The following is a 20,297-nucleotide window of genomic DNA, read 5'->3' on the forward strand; positions in this document are numbered from 1 at the left end:
TTTATCTCTTTATCTACTTTTAGAAGCTAACCTGTTCCCCTTCGTTGAGGATGTGTAAGGGAATATCTGAAGCTAAACGCTCATGCATGGTAAGCAGTCGGAATAGGGCTGAGTGAGAGGTTTTATCGCCCATCTTCCAGCTGTTATTGCCATAACCCCAAGGCACCATCACTTTGCAATTAAGCTCTTTTGCTGCGATAAGAGCATCTTCCGGGGTCATATGCACTTTTCGGTAAAAGGCTGGTGATTCCGCGCTGAAATAGGAAGCAATGGGCAGCAAGCACACGTCAATCTCCCCGTATTTTTCTCTTATCTGTTTAAAGTGGGGCGAATAACCGGTGTCGCCGGCAAAGAATAATGTATTGCCCTCGTGTTCAAGCAGCCAGCCGCCCCACAAGGTTTTGTTTTCGTCTTCATACAAATAAGGCACCAGAATCCGGTTGCTAAAGTGATGGCCGGGGACAAAATGCACGTTCATTTTGCCCAGCGGTTTACTGGCATACCAGGCCATTTCGGTAATGTTAAAATCACCACCGGGAAAGTGCTCCGCAAATCCTAAAGGCGTTAAAAAGGCCGTACCGGCAGAGAATGCCTGGATATCGCCTTTGCTAAAATGGTCGTAATGTATGTGCGAATACAGTACCGCATCGGTTGCATTAAGCACCGAATCCGAGGGCCGCTCCGGTTCATTACGATTAAAGCCAGCCGACAGGCGAAAAGCCCAGTTTACCGGCCAGTCAAACTGATTAAATACCGGGTCGAACAGGAACTGTTGGTTATCCGGAGTGGTGATGCGAAAGCTGGCGTGACCATACCATTTAACCGTATACCCGGTGTTGAGCGATAACGGCATTGAATCACCGGTATAAGTGCACTGTTCCATAGGCTCATTACACACCAGAAGATCACTGGGCTGGTAGCAGTCTTCGCTGCAGGTTACCGGGTAGTCTTTAAATTTGGGAAACAAATTAATAAAACGGTCCTGATAGCCTTCCATGCTGGAATATTTCACCACTGAATCGGGCGGTGTTAATCGTTCTGTCTGGTTATTGCTGCTACAGGCTGCAATACAAAGCGCAAGCGCTGAGGCAAGCGAAAAAGCGATGTACTTCACTGATGCTAAGTTCCCTTCAAATGTTCCAAAGGTAAGTTTACCAACTCATGGCCTGCGAAAAACGCAAAAAGTTGTAAACAAACTTAACGGCGGTAGAAGGATAGTGAATTTTCAAAACTGCAATCGCCCATAATGAATGTGACGTTTATTTGAAGAAACGAAAGATGATAGTAATAAAAACGATGCTAAGACCATTTTTTGAATGTTAATTGTGGTCGATTGGTATGTGGTAGCTATTCTAAAAATAGTAAAGCTGAACGACATTGCGAAAGAATACGTTTAGACTACTGTGCATATCTGCAAATTCGTTGAGTGAAGTATTAATTTGAACTACCTGAGTGAGTAGCTCATTAGAAAAGTTAAATAATGAAATTTACTAGTTGTTTTTGAGGTTTAAATGGAAGTAATTAGCGGTCTTGACTCGTTACTCGCAATAGCACTTGCAATTATGGCTTTTGGTGGAATATGCATAAAGTATTTAAAAATGCATTTTCAGAAAGGAAAAGTTGACTCAATAAAGTCGGCATTTGAATCAATAGTTAATAAGCTCGGTTCAGAAAACGAAGCTGAAAAATATGCTTCAGCAATTTTATTGAGACGTTTTTTTGATCCTAAAAGTGAACTAGGAGTTGGGAAAACTCCATATGCCAAAGAATCTATTGACGTGATTGCTAGTCTCCTGAGAAAAGAAAAAAGAGGAGATTTTCAGAAAATACTCGCAGATAACTTAAAGTATGCACCATCGTTGCAAGGAACAGATTTACAAAGAACAAATCTCCAGAATGCTTATTTAAGCAACGCCAACTTAACGTCTGCCGATTTTTTTAACGCAGATCTTTCATTTGCATCGTTAAAAAAATGCGATTCACAACACGCCGTCTTTTATCAAGCAAGACTTCAAGAAACAGTCTTATCAGAAGGCGACTTTCGAGATGCAAACTTTATGGAATCTGATTTAAAAGGTATAAAATTTAAGGGGGCAAAATTCGAAGGAGCAAATTTTACCGACGCAAGAAATATTCCTTACCTAATCCGTAGTAAATTAGACGAGAATGGCATCTTTAGAGAGATAGATACGAATAGAACTGGGATTTATGATGATAGTAGAAACAAAAATGTTTTTATTAGCAAACCAGGGAAAATGAGTATTGAGCAGGAAGTAGTCTATAGCCTTGTTTGTAATTACCTTGAAAAGGATGGATATACTTTATGTGTGCTGGAAGTTAATGACTATCAAGATTTTGGTATTCTTTCCGAAATAAAAAGAGTTATAAATGGTTGCCATGGTGTCGTGTTATTTGGCTTTAAGCAATACAAAGCGTACAACAAAACTTATAGATGGTGGGACGAGAATTTAAAGCAGGAAAAAGCTGAGAATTCATACCTAACGTCACCATGGATCCACACTGAGGCAGGAATTGCTAGTGCCTTCAACTTACCCATGTTACTCATTTCAGATTTCAATATTGAATGTGGTGTATTTGAATCAATATTGGCTGAGCCCCTTATATACAGAGCTGACAGTAAAGCAGGTTTTGACAAAGAGCAGTTTGAAGAGGCATATAAAGCTTGGTCTAACTCATTGATTTCAAATATTTCTGCTGTCACTGTTGAGGGATGTTCTTCAGTTTAGAACATTATTACTCGTTGCCTTGTCACGTTTGATAAAGTCAGTCGAAAAGCATAACGCTCTCTAACATCGACTGCTCCGCTTTTATAGATAAAAATCATAAAAAAGCCAGCGACTAAGCGCTGGCAAGTGGTGACGTTTTATTATGAGTATAGTGTGGGTGTGATTTTGTTTATCCCTGCATTTGCTCCAGCTCTTTGCCTTTGGTTTCGTTAACAAACTTCACCACAAAGATTACTGACAGGAAGGCGAAAATGGCATAAATACCGTAAGCGCCGCCTAAGCCAATACCGGCTAGTAGCATTGGGAAAGTAATGGTGATCAGGAAGTTGGAAGTCCATTGCACCAGGCCGCTTACTGCAAGGCCTGAACCACGGATCTGATTGGGGAACATTTCTCCCAGCATTACCCACATTACCGGGCCCCAGGACATATTAAAGAAAAACACATACAGGTTTGCAGCTACCAGTGCGGTAGTGCCCCAGTCGCCCAGAATCAGCTTTCCGTCTGGCCCTTGTGAGGCATTTAAAAAGGCCACAACCATCACGCCAAGGGTGATAGTCATACCAATAGAGCCCCACTTAAGCAGTGGTTTACGGCCGATTTTATCGATAACTAGCAAGGTCAGCACGCAAGCAGCAATACTGATGGCACCGCTTAATACATTGATTAGCAGAGCATCCGATTCGGAAAAGCCAACCGCTTGCCAGAGTACCGCACCGTAGTAAAACACTACGTTAATACCAACAAGTTGCTGGAATGCGGCCAGGCCCAGACCTACCCAAACAATGGGGCGAACCTTAGTGGTGTTTTTGTCGATTAAGTCTTTAAGCTGAGGACGGTGATCGTCGGCCAGCGATTGTTGGATCTCATTGAGCTTGCGCGTGGCAGCGTCTTCACCCAGCAAACGTGCGAGGACCCGCTGAGCGCGCTCGGTTTTATTGCTGGATACCAAAAAGCGCGGACTCTCCGGAATAAACCACAGCATCACGAAAAACAGAGTTGCCGGGATAAGCTCAATCCAAAACATCCAGCGCCAGGCCTCGTAGTTTAGCCATAGCGCATTGGTTGACCCGGCGGCTTCACCAGCCAGCATATAGTTACTTAAAAAAGCCGCAAACAGGCCACTGATAATGGCAATTTGCTGAATGCTGGTGAGCATTCCGCGATAACGCGCCGGCGAGACTTCTGAGATATAGGCGGGCGCCATTACTGAGGCAGCACCCACCGCAAGGCCGCCCAGAACACGGTAAATAACAAACTCAAAGGATGAGGTCGCCACGCCTGAACCCCAGGCACTGATGATAAACAGGACGGATGACACAATCAGTAGTGCACGGCGGCCGTACTTGTCGGCAAAGCGGCCTGCAAAAAATGCCCCTACCGCACAACCAAGGAGCATGCTCGACACATTAAACCCGGTGCCTGCACTGGCGGAATTAAAAGCCTGCTGCAAGCCATCAACCGTACCGTTAATCACCCCACTGTCGAAGCCAAACAGAAACCCGCCAATGGTGGCCACAATACTGATAAAGATAACAAAGCCGATATTTTCGCCGGATGGACTATCCATCGATGCCGGTGTTGCCGTTGATTCAAGCATTACTTCTGCTCCAGGTAAGGATCGATGGTAACGATGCTGCCATCCGCGTTATAGGTAAGTTCGGTCATTTTTACGCTGCGTAAATGCGTTTGACCGCCGGATAAGGAGCTGTCGTGATAGAACAGGTACCATTTACCCTTGAATTTGGCGATTGAGTGATGGTTAGTCCAGCCTTCTACTGGCTGCAGGATCACGCCTTGGTAGGTAAATGGGCCGTAAGGATTGTCGCCGGTAGCATAAACAATTTTATGGGTATCACCGGTGGAGTAAGAGAAGTAATATTTACCCTGATACTTATGAACCCAGGCCGCTTCAAAGAAGCGTCTGTTGTTATCACCCTGCAAAATAGGCGTGCCGTCTTTATCCAGTAACTCAATTTCTTTCGGCGTTTCGGCATAAGAAAGCATGTCATCTGCCATTTTGGCGATACGCGGTTTTACTGCGGTTGCATCATCGGCGGGGTAAACATCTTCGGGGTTATACGTACCGCCTTCGTAGCGTTGTAACTGGCCACCCCAAATGCCACCGAAGTACATGTAGTACTCGCCGTCGTCATCTTTAAACACGGCGGGATCCATGCTGTAGCTGTCAGCAATTGGTTTTGCTTCCGGCGTGAATGGGCCTTCAGGTGTATCGCTGATTGCTGCGCCAATATGAAACACGTCGTTCTTGTCTTTTAGCGGGAAATACAAATAGTACTTGCCGTCTTTTTCGGCGGCATCCGGCGCCCATAACTGGCGTCCGGCCCACGGAATATCTTTCACTGATAATGCTACGCCATGGTCGGTTACCTCGCCGCCCACTTCGTCCATGCTCAGAATATGATAGTCGCGCATATCAAAATGATCGCCGTTGTCATTCTGTTCGATACCAGATTCAACATCATGAGAAGGGTAGATATACAAACGGCCGTTAAACACATGAGCTGAGGGGTCAGCGGTATAAATGTGTTTTACCAGCGGCTCAGCAAGACCGCTTTTTACTTTTGGTTGTGCTTGAGGCTCAGCTTGAGCCTGAGTGCTCTGGGCTTCAACATTTTGTTGTTGTGGCTGACACGCTGTTAGCACCATGGCTGACAACAACGCAGAAAAGGTCAGTGAATATTTTGGTTGAAACGTCACAATACGCTCCCGGTCAGTGATTAAAATTCAGGGTCAAATAATGCAGCGACTGATGGCAATCGGCAATGTTAACAGGCTGTGAAACGATAAAAAGATAAAGCGGTAATGAATAACATAAATTTCACAATGGTGAGTGCCTATACTGCGGTGTATTTTTTGATGAAGCAAAAAAATCTTTTTGAAATAACATGTTGCTAATTGATGGCTTTTTTTGTGATTTTTCGGTACACCCAAAAAACGTTGCTGGAATGTGAAAAATGACAATGTTGCCTGTTACCCGCCAGCGCTACCCTGACCCCTTTATGAAGTAATTTAAGTTAATGTATGGTGATTAAGCATCGTCTGCACAATTTGATTTTCGGCCTGTTGTTGGCCTTTTTTGCTACCGGTAGTAATGCGGATGCGGGGTCAGAAAAAGTGGCATCATTAAATGTGGTGACGTCACTGAGCAGCAGTGATCCGATGTACCAGGGCCTGCTGCGTTTCAAACAGCTGGTTGAAACTCAAAGCGATGGTTCGCTTACGGTAAACCTGTTTATTGGTTCGCAGCTCGGTAACGATGATGACATTCTTGAGCAGGCGATGGCCGGTGCCGGTATTGCGGTGTTGGTGGATGGCGGGCGACTGTCTGTTTATGCCCACGAAATGGGGATCCTCGGCGCCCCGTATCTGGTGAATAATCTCACCGAACTACAGCAATTGGTTGGCTCAGATCTGTTTCAGCAATGGAATAGCAACCTACAGCAAAATGCCGGCTTACGCGTGCTGGCATTTAACTGGTGGCAGGGCGCAAGGCATTTGCTAACCCAGCAGCCGGTGGCTCAGCCTGAGGATTTAAACGGAGTAAGACTACGCACTATCAGTGCGCCGGTATGGATAAGTACTATTGAGGCGATGGGGGCAACGCCAACCCCTTTGAGCTGGTCTGAAGTATACAGCGCATTGCAACAGCGCGTTATTGACGCCGGTGAAGCCCAGCTTGCCGCGGTATGGGGCGCAAGGCTGTATGAAGTCATTAGTCATGTGAGTAAAACCGGCCACATTCAACTCATCTCCGGTCTGGTGACCAGCGATGACTGGTTTAACCGCTTGTCGCCTTTTGAGCAGGAGATCATTATCAACGCGGCTGCTACCGCCGGCGAGTATGCCAGCGCGCAGGTACTTTCAGCGGAAAGCGACATTGAAGCGGCCCTGGAGGCAGCCGGCGTAAGTATTTCAACGCCTGCTATTGCGCCATTTATGCAGGCTACCGAGTCGGTCTACAAAAAGCTGGGATACAGCCAGTTGCGTAAGGAGGTTCGCGCTATGCTGAATGAGGGAGCGGGCCAATGAAATACCTGGATAAGTGTGAACGCCTGGTATGCATTGCGTTGTTGTCCGCCATTGTAGTGCTGGTGTTTACCGCGGCGGTCATGCGCACTGCGGGATTACCGATTATCTGGTCGGTAGATGTTGCCCAGCTGCTGTTTGCCTGGCTGTGTATGCTCGGCGCAAATCAAACCCTAAAGCATGCACAACATGCCACGGTAGATATTGCCACCCAATACCTGCCCGCTCACTGGCAGCAGAGGTTATCCGGCCTGGTGTTACTGATCATGGCCGGGGTGCTGGCGGTTATCGTATTTTACGGAATCTTACTGTTTAATCTCAATCCACAACGTACACTGGGCAGTACTCCCATTCCCTATCGCTACGTTGCTCTGGCGCTACCCGTAGGCGCCGGCTTAATGTTGCTAACAGTCCTTGAAAGAAGCTGGTTGCAATGGTATTCCATCACCGGGGAGAAAGCGCAATGATGATGCTCCTGGTGTTTCTGGTTTTACTGTTAGCCGGGGTGCCTCTCGCGTTTAGTCTGATGGCCAGCGGCCTGCTGTTTTTTGTTATGAACGATTCGTTACCGGTGCTTGTGGCAGTGCAGCGAATGGTATCGAGCAGTCAGAGCTTTCCGTTGCTGGCGGTGCCGTTTTTTATCCTCGCAGGACACATTATGAACGCTTCGGGGATCACTTCGAGACTCATTAGTTTTGCCAATCTGCTGGTGTGTTGGATCAGTGGCGGCCTGGCACATGTCACTATTGTGCTTAGTGCTCTGATGGGCGGCGTGTCGGGTTCTGCCATTGCCGATGCGGCTATGCAGGCTCGTATTCTCGGCCAGCCCATGGAAGCTTCCGGATTACCACGGGGTTTCAGTGCCGCCATTATCACGGTGAGTGCGCTGATCACCGCCTGTATTCCACCGAGTATCGGCCTGATCCTTTATGGTTATATGGGTAATGTGTCGATTGGTAAACTGTTCATTGCCGGCTTATTACCCGGCGCCTTGCTAACAATCGCTTTAATGTTATGTGTGCGCTGGGTAGCCCGCAGTCAGCAGTTGGGCGATTCCGAAACGCAATTGGCCCCGGCATTCAAGGAGGTTATACACGCAGCGGGTCGCTGCAAGTGGGCGCTGTTATTTCCGGTACTACTGATTGTTACCATTCGATGGGGAATTTTCACACCGTCGGAGGCCGGGGCTTTCGCCGTAGTGTATGCCGTTGTAGTCGGGCTGTTTGCCTATGGTGAATTAACGTTCGCACAACTCTACCGGGCGTTAAACGAAAGCGTGCGGGATATTGGCATGATCATGCTGATAGTACTGGCCGCCGGAACGGTCGGTTACGTGATTGCATTTCAGCAACTGCCTGTTGAACTGGCGCAAAGCGTGTCTGCCTTAACGCAGTCGCCGCTGCTGGTGCTTATGATATGTCTGGCGTTGCTGCTGATTATCGGCACGTTAATGGAAGGCACCATCACCGTACTGCTGCTAACCCCTATTCTGGTGCCGGTTATACAAAGTGTGGGTATCGACCCGGTTCACTTTGGCATTTTACTGGTGTTGGTTGTTACGTTTGGTGGCACTACACCGCCGGTAGGGATTGCCATGTACACCGTGTGCAACATTATGGATTGCTCTATCACCCAGTTTATTCGCCATGTCTGGCCATTTTATCTCACCGTGCTGGTGGTTTTGTTACTGCTTGCGCTGCTGCCCGACCTGGTGCTGTTTTTACCCGATTATGTTTATGCCACGCCTTAACCTGGCTTTAAGATGAGACATTACTATGAAAATTACCGACGCTTATGTGATTGTTTGTTCACCCGGTCGCAACTTCGTTACCCTTAAAATTGTTACCGACGAAGGGGTATATGGCATTGGCGACGCTACGCTTAATGGCCGGGAAAAAGCCGTAGTCAGCTATCTTGAAGATTACCTGGTCCCGGCGTTAATCGGTAAGGATCCGGCCCGGATTGAGGATATCTGGCAGTTCTTTTACCGGGGTGCTTACTGGCGACGAGGGCCTGTGGGCATGACAGCCCTGGCGGCCGTTGATATGGCACTTTGGGACATCAAAGGTAAGGTGGCTGGTTTGCCGTTGTATCAGTTACTGGGCGGACGAAGTCGCGACCGAATCATGACTTACACCCATGCTAACGGCAGTGATTTAGCCTCTACGCTCGAAGCGGTGGGAGAAGCTATCGATCAGGGGTATCAGGCTGTGCGCGTACAGTCAGGCATCCCCGGCATGGCCAGCACTTACGGCGTTGCCAAAGACGGTAAAAAATACGAACCTGCAGATGCCGCACTGCCTTCCGAAGCGGTGTGGTCTACTGAAAAGTATCTTAATTTTGTGCCGCACCTGTTCAGTGAAGTACGTCGTCAGTATGGCGAAGAAATACACCTGCTGCATGATGTGCATCACCGCTTAACGCCCATTGAAGCGGCGCGGTTAGGCAAAGAGCTGGAGCCTTACCATTTGTTCTGGATGGAAGATGCGGTGCCGGCTGAAAACCAGCAGGGCTTTGAGCTGATTCGCCAGCACACCACAACGCCACTGGCGGTGGGAGAAGTCTTTAATTCTATTCACGACTGTAAAGACCTTATCCTGAATCAGTCGATTGACTACATTCGTTCTACGCTGGTGCATGCCGGCGGCATTACGCAAATGCGCCGGATAGCAGATTTAGCGGCCCTCTACCATATACGTACCGGCTTTCATGGTGCGACCGATCTGTCTCCGGTATGCATGGGGGCCGCGCTTCATTTTGATTACTGGGTGCCTAATTTTGGTATTCAGGAACACATGCCCCATAGCGAATTAATGGAGTCGGTATTCAGTTTTGATTACCAATTTGAGCGTGGATTCTTTACGCCGGGTGAAGCGCCAGGCCATGGCGTGGATATCGATGAAAAACTGGCGGCTAAATATCCGTACAAGCGGGCTGCGCTGCCGGTTAACCGCCTGGAGGATGGCACGCTTTGGCATTGGTAACACCGTATCCTGAGTCGAACCGGTAAGCGGCCAGAATAACCGCAGGGTTAATGAAAGGTTAAATATCGGCAATGTGAGGGCCTATCAGGGAGAATTAACAACCTGAGGTAACTCCTTGCTTACATGATTATTTTATAAGGTATTTTTTACGAATAGTATTTAAGCAAAAGCAATGGGCTTACCAATAAACGTAAATTTAATGTTAATATAATAAGTTAATAATACCCTCCGGAATGAGTTGTACACAGGAAACTCTGACACTCGATTGCGAACTCGATTGTAAATTCACAGTTGCCTCATTAAAGGCTGAGAATCACTGAAACCGGAGGGCTGCTACAAATGCCTAAATCAAAGAGCAGAAATTTAAATTCACCAAGCGAGCAATACGGCTTAATGACTGGGGAGTCATACCCGCGGTTTAAAAAGTCTATCCTTGCCGCTGCAATTATGTCGTGTACCACCGCGGTAATGGCGCAAGAGGCGGTAGATCAAAACCAGGATGACGAAGATAACAGTGCCGTAGAGGTTATCTCTGTTACCGGTCAGCGTCAGTCATTAGAAAGTGCCATCGATTTGAAGAAGAATGCCGATACCATTGGTGATTCCATCGTACTTGATGAAGCGGGTAAAGTCCCCAGCACTTCGTTACTTGAAATTCTTGAGCGCTCACCGGGCGTTACAATGAACCGGGTAAGAGCGGGGAGTGAAGGCTCACCGGATGGCTTCGCTTTTGAAGGTTCAGGTATTCAGGTACGCGGCTTAAATAAATCCAAAACCCTGATCAACGGCCGCGAAGTATTCTCTGCTAACGGTGGTTCGGGGCTAAGCTGGGCTGACGTAGGGCCAGAGCTGTTAAAAGCGGTAACCGTATATAAAGCCAGCCGGGCGGACCTGATTGAAGGCGGTGTTGCCGGTACGGTTAACCTGCAAACCCGTATGCCTTTTGACTTTGAAGGTTTTAAAGCCAATGGCTCAGTAACGGCAGATTACGGCGACTTCTCTGAAGAATTAACCCCGGCGTATTCCGGTTTAATCTCAGACCGTTGGGAAACCGATTACGGTGAGTTTGGTGCGCTATTCAATATGGGCTACTCAAAAATAGCCTCTCACGACAGCAATATCATTATGCCTCCATATCTTGCGACTCAGTATGGTGGTGAACGTGTGTATGCACCAGCCGGTGTGCGCTTTACCCAGGATCAGTTTGAACGTGAGCGGACCGGTTACTATGCAGCGTTACAGTGGAAACCTAGCGAAAACCTGGAGTTTTTCCACACTACCTTTATTTCTGAACGTGAAAGTAATCGTCATAGTCAAATTATGACTACCGAGCCGGGTGCACCGGTGGGCGTGCTCGATGGTGCCCAGTTTAACGATGACGTTTTTGTTAGCGGTGCAATTTCGAGCACTAATCTTACGTCAGGGTTGCCAGTGGCAATGAACTCGAGCTTTACGCCTGGCTTTAGTAAAACAGCCGATCATAGCTTTGGTTTTGAATACGAGTCTGATTACTGGGATTTAAGCGGCAGTTATCAGTACGTCAAAGCTGAATCGCGCTCGGGCAAATACAGCCTTGGCGGCGCAGTGCTGAGTAATATCATTGAAACCAACATCGACTTGTCAGGTGATATTCCTAACGTCTCCTATGGTAACCCGCTGTCGACTGATCCAGCCGATACCGGTATGTCGCGGATCAACTGGCTGGATATGGAAAACGAGGGCGATGCGCACGCGTTCCAACTTGATGCCAGTTTCTATCTCGAACATGATTTCTTCCGTAAAGTCGCTGTGGGTGGTCGCGTAGCAGACCGTGAAGAATCCGACAGTTTCGTAGGTACCTGGTGGTCGGCAACCGGCCGTAACTGGAATGGTGTACCCAGAGCTTTTGTTGATACGGCACCGGAAGGTGATTTCTACTTAGAAGAATTCTCCGACTTCTTTAAAGGTGATGTGCAGGCGCCAGGCGCAGTGTGGGTAGGTACCGACCAAATCAATTCTGCCGACCAGTTTGCGCGTGTCTACAACACTTATACCGCTTGTGGACCAGATCTGTATTATCAGTGTAGCGATCCGGAAGCGAGTAACTATATTTACGGCAATCCGCCAAACCGTAACTTTGATCAGCGTCCGTCGTTCTATGACACCAAGCATAAAACCCAGTCGCTATATGCCATGGTGGGTTTCGAGAATTACGGCGATTCGTTCTGGTCTAACTTTACCGGTAACTTCGGTGTACGCTGGGTGAATTATGATATTGAGAGCATGGGTAACTTTGCATTCAATGGCGGTGCCCGTTACTACGCAAGTGTTGCTGATGCACAGGCGTCGGTGGAGGCCATGGGTGGATTGTCTAATATCCTTGCCTGGCAGGAAGCCAACGAAGGAGTACAGCCACCGTTTACACGTGAGAGTGTTGGCTTTGAAACCGAGCGTTTGGGTGAGTTAACTAAAGATTACTTCCTGCCATCTTTCAACATCAAGTTTGAACCGGTTGAGAACTGGATTGTACGCTACGCGTTTACCAAAACCCTAACGCCACCGCGTTATCCGGACATCCGGGCCCAGGGCATTGCCTCGGTACAGACTACCGAGAATGTGATTAACCAGGATCTCGACGCCTTGTATCCGGATGATGATGTATCGATTCCGGCCATCTTCTCGGGCTACACCAACACCTCGGGTAACCCGTTCCTGGAGCCCGAAATTGCCATTAACCATGATGTGTCGGTGGAGTGGTATCCGCGTAAAGGCGCTTCGGTGCATGTATCGCTATTCCATAAAACCATTGAAAATTATATCACGTTCAATAACTTCTCTGGGCCGGGGGCCGAGTACTTTAATGAAGACAACTATCCGCAGTCTGCGTTTACCGACGGCAGTGGAAGTTCCTTCCTCGACGGGCCTGTACAAAGCCGAACCAACTTTAACGCTGAAGAAGATACCATTATCAGCGGTTTCGAGTTAGGTGGCAGAACCTACTTCGATGATCTGCCTGGCTGGATGAGTGGCTTTGGTGTGGACGCCAACATCACATACATTGATAACGATGCCCCGAATGCTTTTGCGCTGGATATTAACGGTGATGAGTTGAGTGTGCCGGTCATCGGGCTGTCGGAGTGGTCTTACTCAGCCACCCTGCTTTACGATAAAGGTGATTTAAGTGCGCGCCTGGCCTATAACTGGCGGGATCGTTACCTGACTACCACCAACGACTCGGGAACAACTGTCGTATACACCGACCCGTTTACCGGAGCTGATATCCAAACCGGCCTGCCTGTATACGCGGCGGCCATCGGACGGCTGGATGCCAGTGTGTCTTATCGGGTTACCGACTCCGTTAACGTTAAGCTCAATGTGCAAAACCTGACTGATGCAGAACAACGCACTGAGATGGAAATTCTCGATGGCCGCTTTGTTGACCGGGCGGTATTTATTACCGACCGTCGTATCAGTCTGCACGTAGGATTTGACTTCTAAGCAGGGTGTTGAGATGGTTCAAACCAAGTTGTAAATAAAAGGTAAATGTAAGATGAGAAAGAGTGTATTGATCGTTGGCGGTGGGACCGCAGGCTGGATAACCGCAGCGTACATGGCGCGGATGCTGGCAGCAGACACCCCTGGCGGCGTATCAATCACTCTGGTCGAATCTGAAGAAATTGGTATCCTCGGCGTAGGCGAGGGTACCTTTCCTATCATTCGTAAAACCATGGGCCGCATTGGCCTGGATGAGAGCGATTTAATTAAACACGCGGATGCCACGTTCAAACAGGGCATCCGTTTTAATAACTGGAAGAAAAATCCCGCTGACGACCCGAATGACAGCTATTTTCACCCCTTTCAGGTTGCTTCGCAGCATACTGATATGGATTTGCTGCCTTATTGGCTGTTAGGCGTGGCCGGGGATGTGCCCTGGTCTGAATGCTGTACCGTACAGGAACGCGCGGTGGAAGCAAAACTGGCGCCCAAGCTAATTACACATCCCAATTACGAAGCACCACTTAATTATGCTTACCATTTTGATGCGACCAAGCTGGCGGCTTTAGTCCGTAGCCGGGCCATGGAAATGGGCGTTAAACGGCTTATCGATACCATTGACGATGTGAAGCTGGATGAAGATGGTGCGATTGCGGCAGTGACAGCCAGAAAGCATGGCGACCTGACTGCCGATTTGTTTATTGATTGCACTGGCTTTAGAGCAAGGCTAATCGGTGAAACCCTGGGTTCGGAGTTTACGTCGTATAAAGATGAGTTGTTTTGCGACCGGGCCGTTGCATTGCAGGTACCCTATGAGCAGACGGGGGCTCCTATCCCATCCTGTACCTATACGACCGCCAAGGACTCTGGCTGGATTTGGGATATCGGTTTGCATGAACGGCGCGGACTGGGTTATGTGTATTCGTCAAAATATTGTGATGAAGACACCGCAGTGGCCACCCTTAAAGCGCATATCGGGCCCGCGGCCGATAACCTGCAGCATCGTTTGCTTAAATTTGAGCCGGGTTATCGTAAAACCCAGTGGCATAAAAACTGTGTGGGCATCGGTTTATCGGTAGGCTTTATTGAGCCGCTGGAAGCGACCGGGATAAGTTTTGCTGAGGTGGCTGCATTAATGCTGTGCAATTTATTCCCGTGGTCCGGCGATTATGAACGCTCAGCCACGCAGTTTAATACGGCTATGAGCAAGCGCTTTGAGCATGTAAAAGACTTTATCAAACTCCACTATTACCTGACCGACCGAGACGATACTCCGTTCTGGCGCGATAACCAGGATCCGGCCACGGCCTCTGAGTACCTTAAAGGGAAGCTGGAACAGTGGCGTCACCGGCCCCCTTCGTTTCTGGATATTGATGCCAGCCACGATATTTTTGATGAAAACAGCTGGCAATATATTCTCTATGGCATGGGCTTCAAAACCGATATCTCAGCCCGTGAAGGCGCGTTACGTTTCTTTGATGATGCACATAACGAATTTGCCAGCATTCGCCAGCAAAGCGAGAATGCCAAACGAGCGGTTCCCAGCCATCGGGAACTGGTGAACGAGGTTTGTCAGAGTGGTTTTAAACCTCAGCCGCGGAGGGCCCGTCGATGACGCAGACTTCTGACACCATTAACACGCCGGCAGTTAAACGTGTAGTGATTGTGGGGGGCGGCACTTCAGGCTGGATGTGCGCCGCCGCTATAGCCCGCATTGCTCCGCCAGATACCCGTATTACCCTGGTGGAATCTGAAGATATTGGTGTTATCGGGGTTGGCGAAGCCACCATCCCTACACTGATGGAATTTAATGATTTCCTTGGCATAAAAGAGCACGATTTACTGCGTGAATGCCAGGGCACCTATAAGCTGGGGATCGACTTTGTCGACTGGTATCAAAAAGGCCAAAGTTACTTTCACCCGTTTGGTTTTTACGGGCGCGACACACCCGAGTTCTCTTTTCATCAACTGTGGCTGCGCTTAAATACAATGGCCGCAAAGGGCGAAATTCCTGCCGAAGCACCGGGTGTTATCAGCGATTATAATTTGTGTACCGTAGCGGCTAAGCAAGGGCGATTTGCGCCGCCTCAGGGGGGCGCCGATACCATCTTATCGACCATGCGCTACGCCTATCATTTTGACTCTGCCCGTTATGGTAAGATGCTGCGCCGCTATGCCGAGCAACGCAATGTAGAACGCATTGAAGGTATCGTTAACAGTGTTGAACAGGAGCACAATTCGGGCCTGCTACAATCAGTAACGCTAAACAGCGGGCAGGTTCTGGAAGGCGACCTGTTTGTTGATTGCAGTGGTTTTAAAGCGCTGTTGATTGATGGTGCGATGCAAAGTGAATTTGTTGACTGGCATCACTATTTACCCTGCGATCGGGCCATTGCAATGCAAACAGAACTACCCGGCGCACCCGACCCGTTTACGAGATCCACCGCTGATGATGCGGGCTGGCGCTGGCGCATCCCCCTACAAAACCGGTTAGGAAATGGTCATGTGTACAGCAGTGACTTTATGACTCAGGATGAGGCGCTGCGAAAGTTACTTGCGGGCGTTGAGGGAGAACCGGTTACTCAACCGCTTCCACTTAAGTTTCGTACCGGGCATCGCAAAGCATTCTGGGAAAAGAATTGCGTGGCTATCGGTCTGGCCGGCGGGTTTATCGAGCCGCTGGAATCTACCAGTATTCATCTCACCCAAATGGGGATCCAGCGATTAGTAAATTTATGGCCGGGGCGTGGCTGTAACCGCTCAGAGATAGCTCAGTACAATGCATTAATGACCGCCGATTATGAACGCCTGCGCGACTTTATCGTGCTTCACTATAACGCTACCGAGCGCGAGGATACTGAATTCTGGCGCTACGTAAAACATATGGATATTCCGGATACGCTGGCCGCCAAGCTGGAAATATTTCGTAGTAATGGCCGGGTAATTCCGTCGCCGGAAGATCTTTTTACGCCCCACAGCTGGCTGGCTGTTATGTTGGGGCAAGGCATCTACCCGGAGAATTACGATGTGCTGGTGGACCGTGTACCCGCTCAGGCGTTACTTAAAAACATGCAAATGCTGCGCATGTCAGTAGCGAAAACCGCCGAATCCATGCCCTCCCACGAGGCTTTTATCCGCCGTTACTGTGCCGCGGCTCCTGCACAGGTTTAAAATCCAATGCCAGGGGAAAGAGGGCGATAAACGCCCTATGCCCCATAAACCGCAACTTTGCCACGCTTTAAAGCCATATCCTCTTTGTTTTTCAGTTTTTCGTAAGTAAACTATGCACCCCATCGCCATGGATCTGCTTGATGGTTACGTCAGAAGTTAGTTTTTTAATATAAATCGCAGAGGTAATGGTTGTGTCTATCACCCCCTTAAACCGTATACTGTCCGTCGTGCCTATACTCGATAGTCAGGACTAACTTTAAAGTGTCTTGATTTATAGGAAGATTTTCTAAAAAAGTGGTTTTCGTTGTATTCCTGAGTGTAATGAAATCGACGGAAAAAACCAGAAACCTACGTCAGTTTTTTGCTACATTTAATTGCGCTTTTATTATTTCAATCAGAGTCTCTGCTTCATCGAAGTCTGCGCGGGTGAACTTAGTGGTATCTGTCTTGAGGCGTTCTAATACTCGTTCATTGTTTAGCAGAGTCTGCCTGATATAGTTTAAGGTATCGCCGTGTGCCATAGCAGCGACCTCATCAGCGAGCATCATTGCACTGGCTTTCATATCGTCATAGTCTTGTAATTCCATGTAATCGCGCTCATAAAGGGCTTCAAATACGTCGGGAATTTTACTGTAGTGTTTTATGACGTAATAGATATCGATAGCGTCCTTTCCCTGGTACTCGCGACCTCGTTCCGTCCAGGCGATGAGTTTTAGTAACAGGATGCCGGCCGGAGAGGCTACTTTTACACGAAGTGCAGGCTCTTTGTTTAGGAGTACGTCCCAGGCATGTTTGTATGCTTCATCAAAGCCTAACACACTCATTTGAAAAGCATGTTCTGGCGGCCAGGTGATCTGACCGTGTGCGTCACTGACGCCTCCAAATGGAATGAGGTCGATTTCCCAAGACAGGCCGTCATTGTCAGTGGTATTGAGTTGATGTGTTTTCTTTGGGTGTGCTGTAAACCCTGATTCAATAAGGGCATCTCGCATTTTTTGGTAATGTTCCCAACTCGGCACTTCCAGGCCGAAATCCACATCCCGCGTACCACGTTCAATCGCAGCGTTATAACCATGAACTAAAATGATATCCCTTGCCGTCGCACCTATGATTAGTAGTGGTATGTCTAAGGCTATGGCAACCCGCTGAATTCGTCCATAAACCTCAACCAGTCCTTCTGGCAGTTTGTTGGTGACATCAAGCGAGATAGTCATTGTAGATCCTTTTGGCTGTTTCGAGGTTGCGAGGGTCGTCGCTATTGAGCAATTCTGCATAGACCAACAAAGGCGTGGCATAGCCTGGTAACTTACCTTTAATTTTCTCAATTGCTACAGGCGGCTCTACAACCCTGATTGGGGTAACGTCTGTTTCATTGGCATGTAGTCGGCGCAGTCTGAATTTTTTTAACAGTGCTTTATGCGCCTCGGCATCTGCGTAGATTTGATAGGTTTTCGGTTTGAGATAATGGGTATAAGCGTCGGCAGCGACCTCACCGCCCCAAAGTGCACCGTAGGGTTCAAGCGGTGTATTGCGGATTTCTGTTAAATCATGGGCGACATAGAGAGTCTGTTTCAGCTTTGCTTCCATGTTGTGAGGGTAAGCATCCACCCATCGTGTGAGGAGTAGGTCTTGTTCATTGAGCACGCCCCCCTTTTTCCCTTTGTCGATAATAAAGGTAAGTTGCTTAAGATCATCTAAAACTTGTTTTACAGTGCCCAAAGCAATTTCAGCTTGTTCCGCAAGTACCCGCATTGGCTGATTAACTAGCTCAGGCTTCAATAACAGCATCATCACCAGTTTCATCCCTTTAGGCTGGAAAGCCTTACCTGTTAGCTGGCGAGTTAGTTGTATCTGATGCTCTGGCGGTGGTTTACGGCCCCGAATGTCTATATAAATCGGTGGATTATTGAGGTGAGCGTTTCCCGCGAGATCTAAGTAATCTACCTGCATTTCCCGACAAAGTTCGGCAATATTTTCATTAATGTAGGGGGCAATGATGAGCGCTTTTTCATCCTGAAGCATTGTTATACCTGTTGTGAGCTTTGTCAGTATTTGACGTGTGAGTCTATTTTTTAATTCAACGCCCCAAGTATACTTTTGTTGTCGGTTGGTAATAGTTAGATGCCCGTCGATTCCCCTATCAATCTTTTCTTGGTCATAAGTGTAGGTGACGTTTAAGTTTGTTGTTGCGGCTAACAGTTCGGCTGCTTCAGCTAAAAGAGTGTCCATATGTTCACTTATTGAATATGTTCATTACTACTGAACAATGCGCTAAAATGAACGTGATGACAAGCTTTTGTTCATTATTGTTAGATGTTCAATTATTTTGAACGGTATTTAAAAATGAACAATTATCAATGTTGAGCTTAAGTCTAGCGAGAAGAAGTGACGTCCATGTTCCAACAATCATCCAGGTAAAAAAGGATCAGTCAACAATCAGATAGCCAAACGTCACCTCCCTGTAGCCTGCGGTAAAATTTGTCTCATCGGCCTCTAGCTGCGATATCAGTCCTCGTTCCCACTTCAGTGCGGAGGATCGTGAAGTGAATGTTTTAGATTTTGAGAAGACTATCTTGCCTTTGTTTTTCTGCTTTACAGAAGTAGAATATACGGTTCGTTCTCCGCGAAGCCGCTTGTTGATTGAATAAAACGCCATATTTTTGTATTCCTATTGTGTACCTGAAGGGTAAAAATCAACGGAATACAACGGAAATGTCACTAATTTTGAAATCGGTAAAAATGCGATGAGATTTACTTTTTTACATATTAATCAAGGTTTTAAAGTCTATGCCTGACATCTCTTTGAATCGTAAAATTTCAGTCGCCCCAATGCTCGACTGGACAGACAGACATTGCCGGTATTTTTTGCGCCTGATTTCCCGCCACACGCTGTTGTACACCGAAATGGTTACCACCGGTGCGATTATTTTTGGTAAAGGGGATTATCTGGGTTATAACGCAGAAGAACACCCGGTAGCGGTTCAACTGGGCGGGAGCGATCCTGATCACATGACAAAATGCGCCGTGAAGTCGCAGGAATATGGTTACGATGAGGTGAATATTAACGTTGGCTGTCCTTCCGACCGGGTGAAAAACGGCAGCTTTGGTGCTTGTTTGATGGCCCAGCCCGAGATGGTTGCTGACTGCGTTAAAGCCATGCAGGCTGAAGTGGATATTCCGGTTACCGTTAAATGCCGGATTGGCATTGACGATATGGACGAGTACGAAGACTTCAGTCGATTTATTGAAGTGGTAGCCGGAGCGGGCTGCGATACATTTATTGTGCATGCCCGAAAAGCCTGGCTACAGGGACTTAGTCCGAAAGAAAACCGCGATATCCCACCACTCAACTATGAGCGGGTGTACCAGCTAAAATCGCAGCATCCTGAACTAAATATTTCCATTAACGGCGGCATCACCAGTCTCGACCAGGCCGAAGCACACCTCAAACAGGTTGATGGCGTAATGATGGGGCGCGAAGTTTACTCGAACCCTTATGTTCTGGCAGAGGTTGATAAACGCTTTTACGGCAACAGTGCGCAGCCGCTGGACCGCGCCGAGATTGTCCGGTTAATGCAAGCGTATATTGAACGCCAGGATGCGCCATATTTTAAACCCTGGCATGCAGCCCGGCATATGCTTGGCCTGTTTCAGGGTCAACCGGGTGGCAGGGTGTGGCGACGCTACCTTAGTCAGAAAGGTACTGGGAAAAACCCCGATCCTAACTTACTGATGAACGGTTTGGCGGCAATGCAGGAAACGGCATCGAGAGCTATTGAGTATCAAACTAAAGAAGTTGGTTAATTTCACAACCTTGTTTGGTTAAATTAACCAACTGTTGGTGTGCTTCTTTTTTGTACGATAATTGGTG

General features: G+C 47.9%; 14 protein-coding genes. 9 read left to right on the plus strand and 5 right to left on the minus strand.

From position 1 onward, the window contains the following. Positions 1-19: 19 nt before the first annotated feature. On the minus strand, positions 20-1,114 hold the full coding sequence (locus AC27IB_RS22745) for an MBL fold metallo-hydrolase (RefSeq protein WP_487123838.1): 1,095 nt from the start codon (positions 1,112-1,114) through the stop codon (positions 20-22). Between the two features lie 397 nt (positions 1,115-1,511). Between AC27IB_RS22745 and AC27IB_RS22750 the strand changes: the two genes are divergently transcribed. Then, complete coding sequence (locus AC27IB_RS22750; RefSeq protein ID WP_487123840.1) at positions 1,512-2,747, plus strand: pentapeptide repeat-containing protein; 1,236 nt, start codon at positions 1,512-1,514, stop codon at positions 2,745-2,747. Between the two features lie 169 nt (positions 2,748-2,916). Here AC27IB_RS22750 and AC27IB_RS22755 read toward each other — a convergent pair whose 3' ends face one another. After that, positions 2,917-4,317, minus strand: a complete 1,401-nt coding sequence (locus tag AC27IB_RS22755; protein WP_296052285.1) for a sugar porter family MFS transporter — start codon at positions 4,315-4,317, stop codon at positions 2,917-2,919. Positions 4,318-4,346: 29 nt separating this feature from the next. Further along, positions 4,347-5,417: a glycoside hydrolase family 43 protein gene (locus AC27IB_RS22760; RefSeq protein ID WP_487123860.1), complete on the minus strand. Its 1,071-nt coding sequence runs from the start codon at positions 5,415-5,417 to the stop codon at positions 4,347-4,349. Between the two features lie 375 nt (positions 5,418-5,792). Here AC27IB_RS22760 and AC27IB_RS22765 point away from each other — a divergent pair, with 375 nt between their 5' ends. The 7 genes from AC27IB_RS22765 (at position 5,793) to AC27IB_RS22795 (ending at position 16,426) form a co-directional block, all read left to right on the plus strand. After that, complete coding sequence (locus AC27IB_RS22765; protein WP_487123842.1) at positions 5,793-6,800, plus strand: C4-dicarboxylate TRAP transporter substrate-binding protein; 1,008 nt, start codon at positions 5,793-5,795, stop codon at positions 6,798-6,800. Further along, positions 6,797-7,264: a TRAP transporter small permease gene (locus AC27IB_RS22770; protein WP_487123844.1), complete on the plus strand. Its 468-nt coding sequence runs from the start codon at positions 6,797-6,799 to the stop codon at positions 7,262-7,264. The genes AC27IB_RS22765 and AC27IB_RS22770 overlap by 4 nt, the downstream gene beginning before the upstream one ends. Further along, positions 7,261-8,547: a TRAP transporter large permease gene (locus AC27IB_RS22775; protein ID WP_487123846.1), complete on the plus strand. Its 1,287-nt coding sequence runs from the start codon at positions 7,261-7,263 to the stop codon at positions 8,545-8,547. Before AC27IB_RS22770 ends, AC27IB_RS22775 begins: the two co-directional genes overlap by 4 nt. Before the next feature lie 25 nt (positions 8,548-8,572). Then, on the plus strand, positions 8,573-9,781 hold the full coding sequence (gene manD / locus AC27IB_RS22780; RefSeq protein ID WP_487123848.1) for a D-mannonate dehydratase ManD: 1,209 nt from the start codon (positions 8,573-8,575) through the stop codon (positions 9,779-9,781). Positions 9,782-10,228: 447 nt separating this feature from the next. Beyond that, entirely contained in the window at positions 10,229-13,258 is a 3,030-nt protein-coding gene (locus tag AC27IB_RS22785) for a TonB-dependent receptor (RefSeq protein ID WP_487123849.1), read from the plus strand. A gap of 52 nt (positions 13,259-13,310) precedes the next feature. Continuing rightward, positions 13,311-14,870 carry a tryptophan halogenase family protein gene (locus AC27IB_RS22790; protein WP_487123850.1) on the plus strand — a complete coding sequence of 520 codons (1,560 nt, stop codon included), beginning with the start codon at positions 13,311-13,313 and terminating at the stop codon, positions 14,868-14,870. Continuing rightward, positions 14,867-16,426 (plus strand): tryptophan halogenase family protein, encoded by a 1,560-nt coding sequence (locus AC27IB_RS22795; RefSeq protein ID WP_487123852.1) that lies wholly within the window; start codon positions 14,867-14,869, stop codon positions 16,424-16,426. The genes AC27IB_RS22790 and AC27IB_RS22795 overlap by 4 nt, the downstream gene beginning before the upstream one ends. A gap of 353 nt (positions 16,427-16,779) precedes the next feature. Here the strand turns inward: AC27IB_RS22795 and AC27IB_RS22800 are convergent, their stop codons facing one another. Together AC27IB_RS22800 and AC27IB_RS22805 are read right to left on the minus strand one after the other, a co-directional pair. Further along, positions 16,780-17,640, minus strand: coding sequence for a nucleotidyl transferase AbiEii/AbiGii toxin family protein (locus tag AC27IB_RS22800; RefSeq protein ID WP_487123854.1), 861 nt, complete (start codon positions 17,638-17,640; stop codon positions 16,780-16,782). Next, a complete protein-coding gene (locus AC27IB_RS22805; protein ID WP_487123856.1) occupies positions 17,624-18,655 on the minus strand; it encodes a type IV toxin-antitoxin system AbiEi family antitoxin in 1,032 nt (343 codons plus the stop codon). Before AC27IB_RS22805 ends, AC27IB_RS22800 begins: the two co-directional genes overlap by 17 nt. Before the next feature lie 558 nt (positions 18,656-19,213). Here AC27IB_RS22805 and dusA point away from each other — a divergent pair. Continuing rightward, complete coding sequence (gene dusA / locus AC27IB_RS22810) at positions 19,214-20,230, plus strand: tRNA dihydrouridine(20/20a) synthase DusA (RefSeq protein WP_487123858.1); 1,017 nt, start codon at positions 19,214-19,216, stop codon at positions 20,228-20,230. The last annotated feature ends 67 nt before the right edge of the window (positions 20,231-20,297 follow it).

The sequence above is a fragment of the Alteromonas sp. 4NH20-0104 genome, assembly GCF_057547795.1.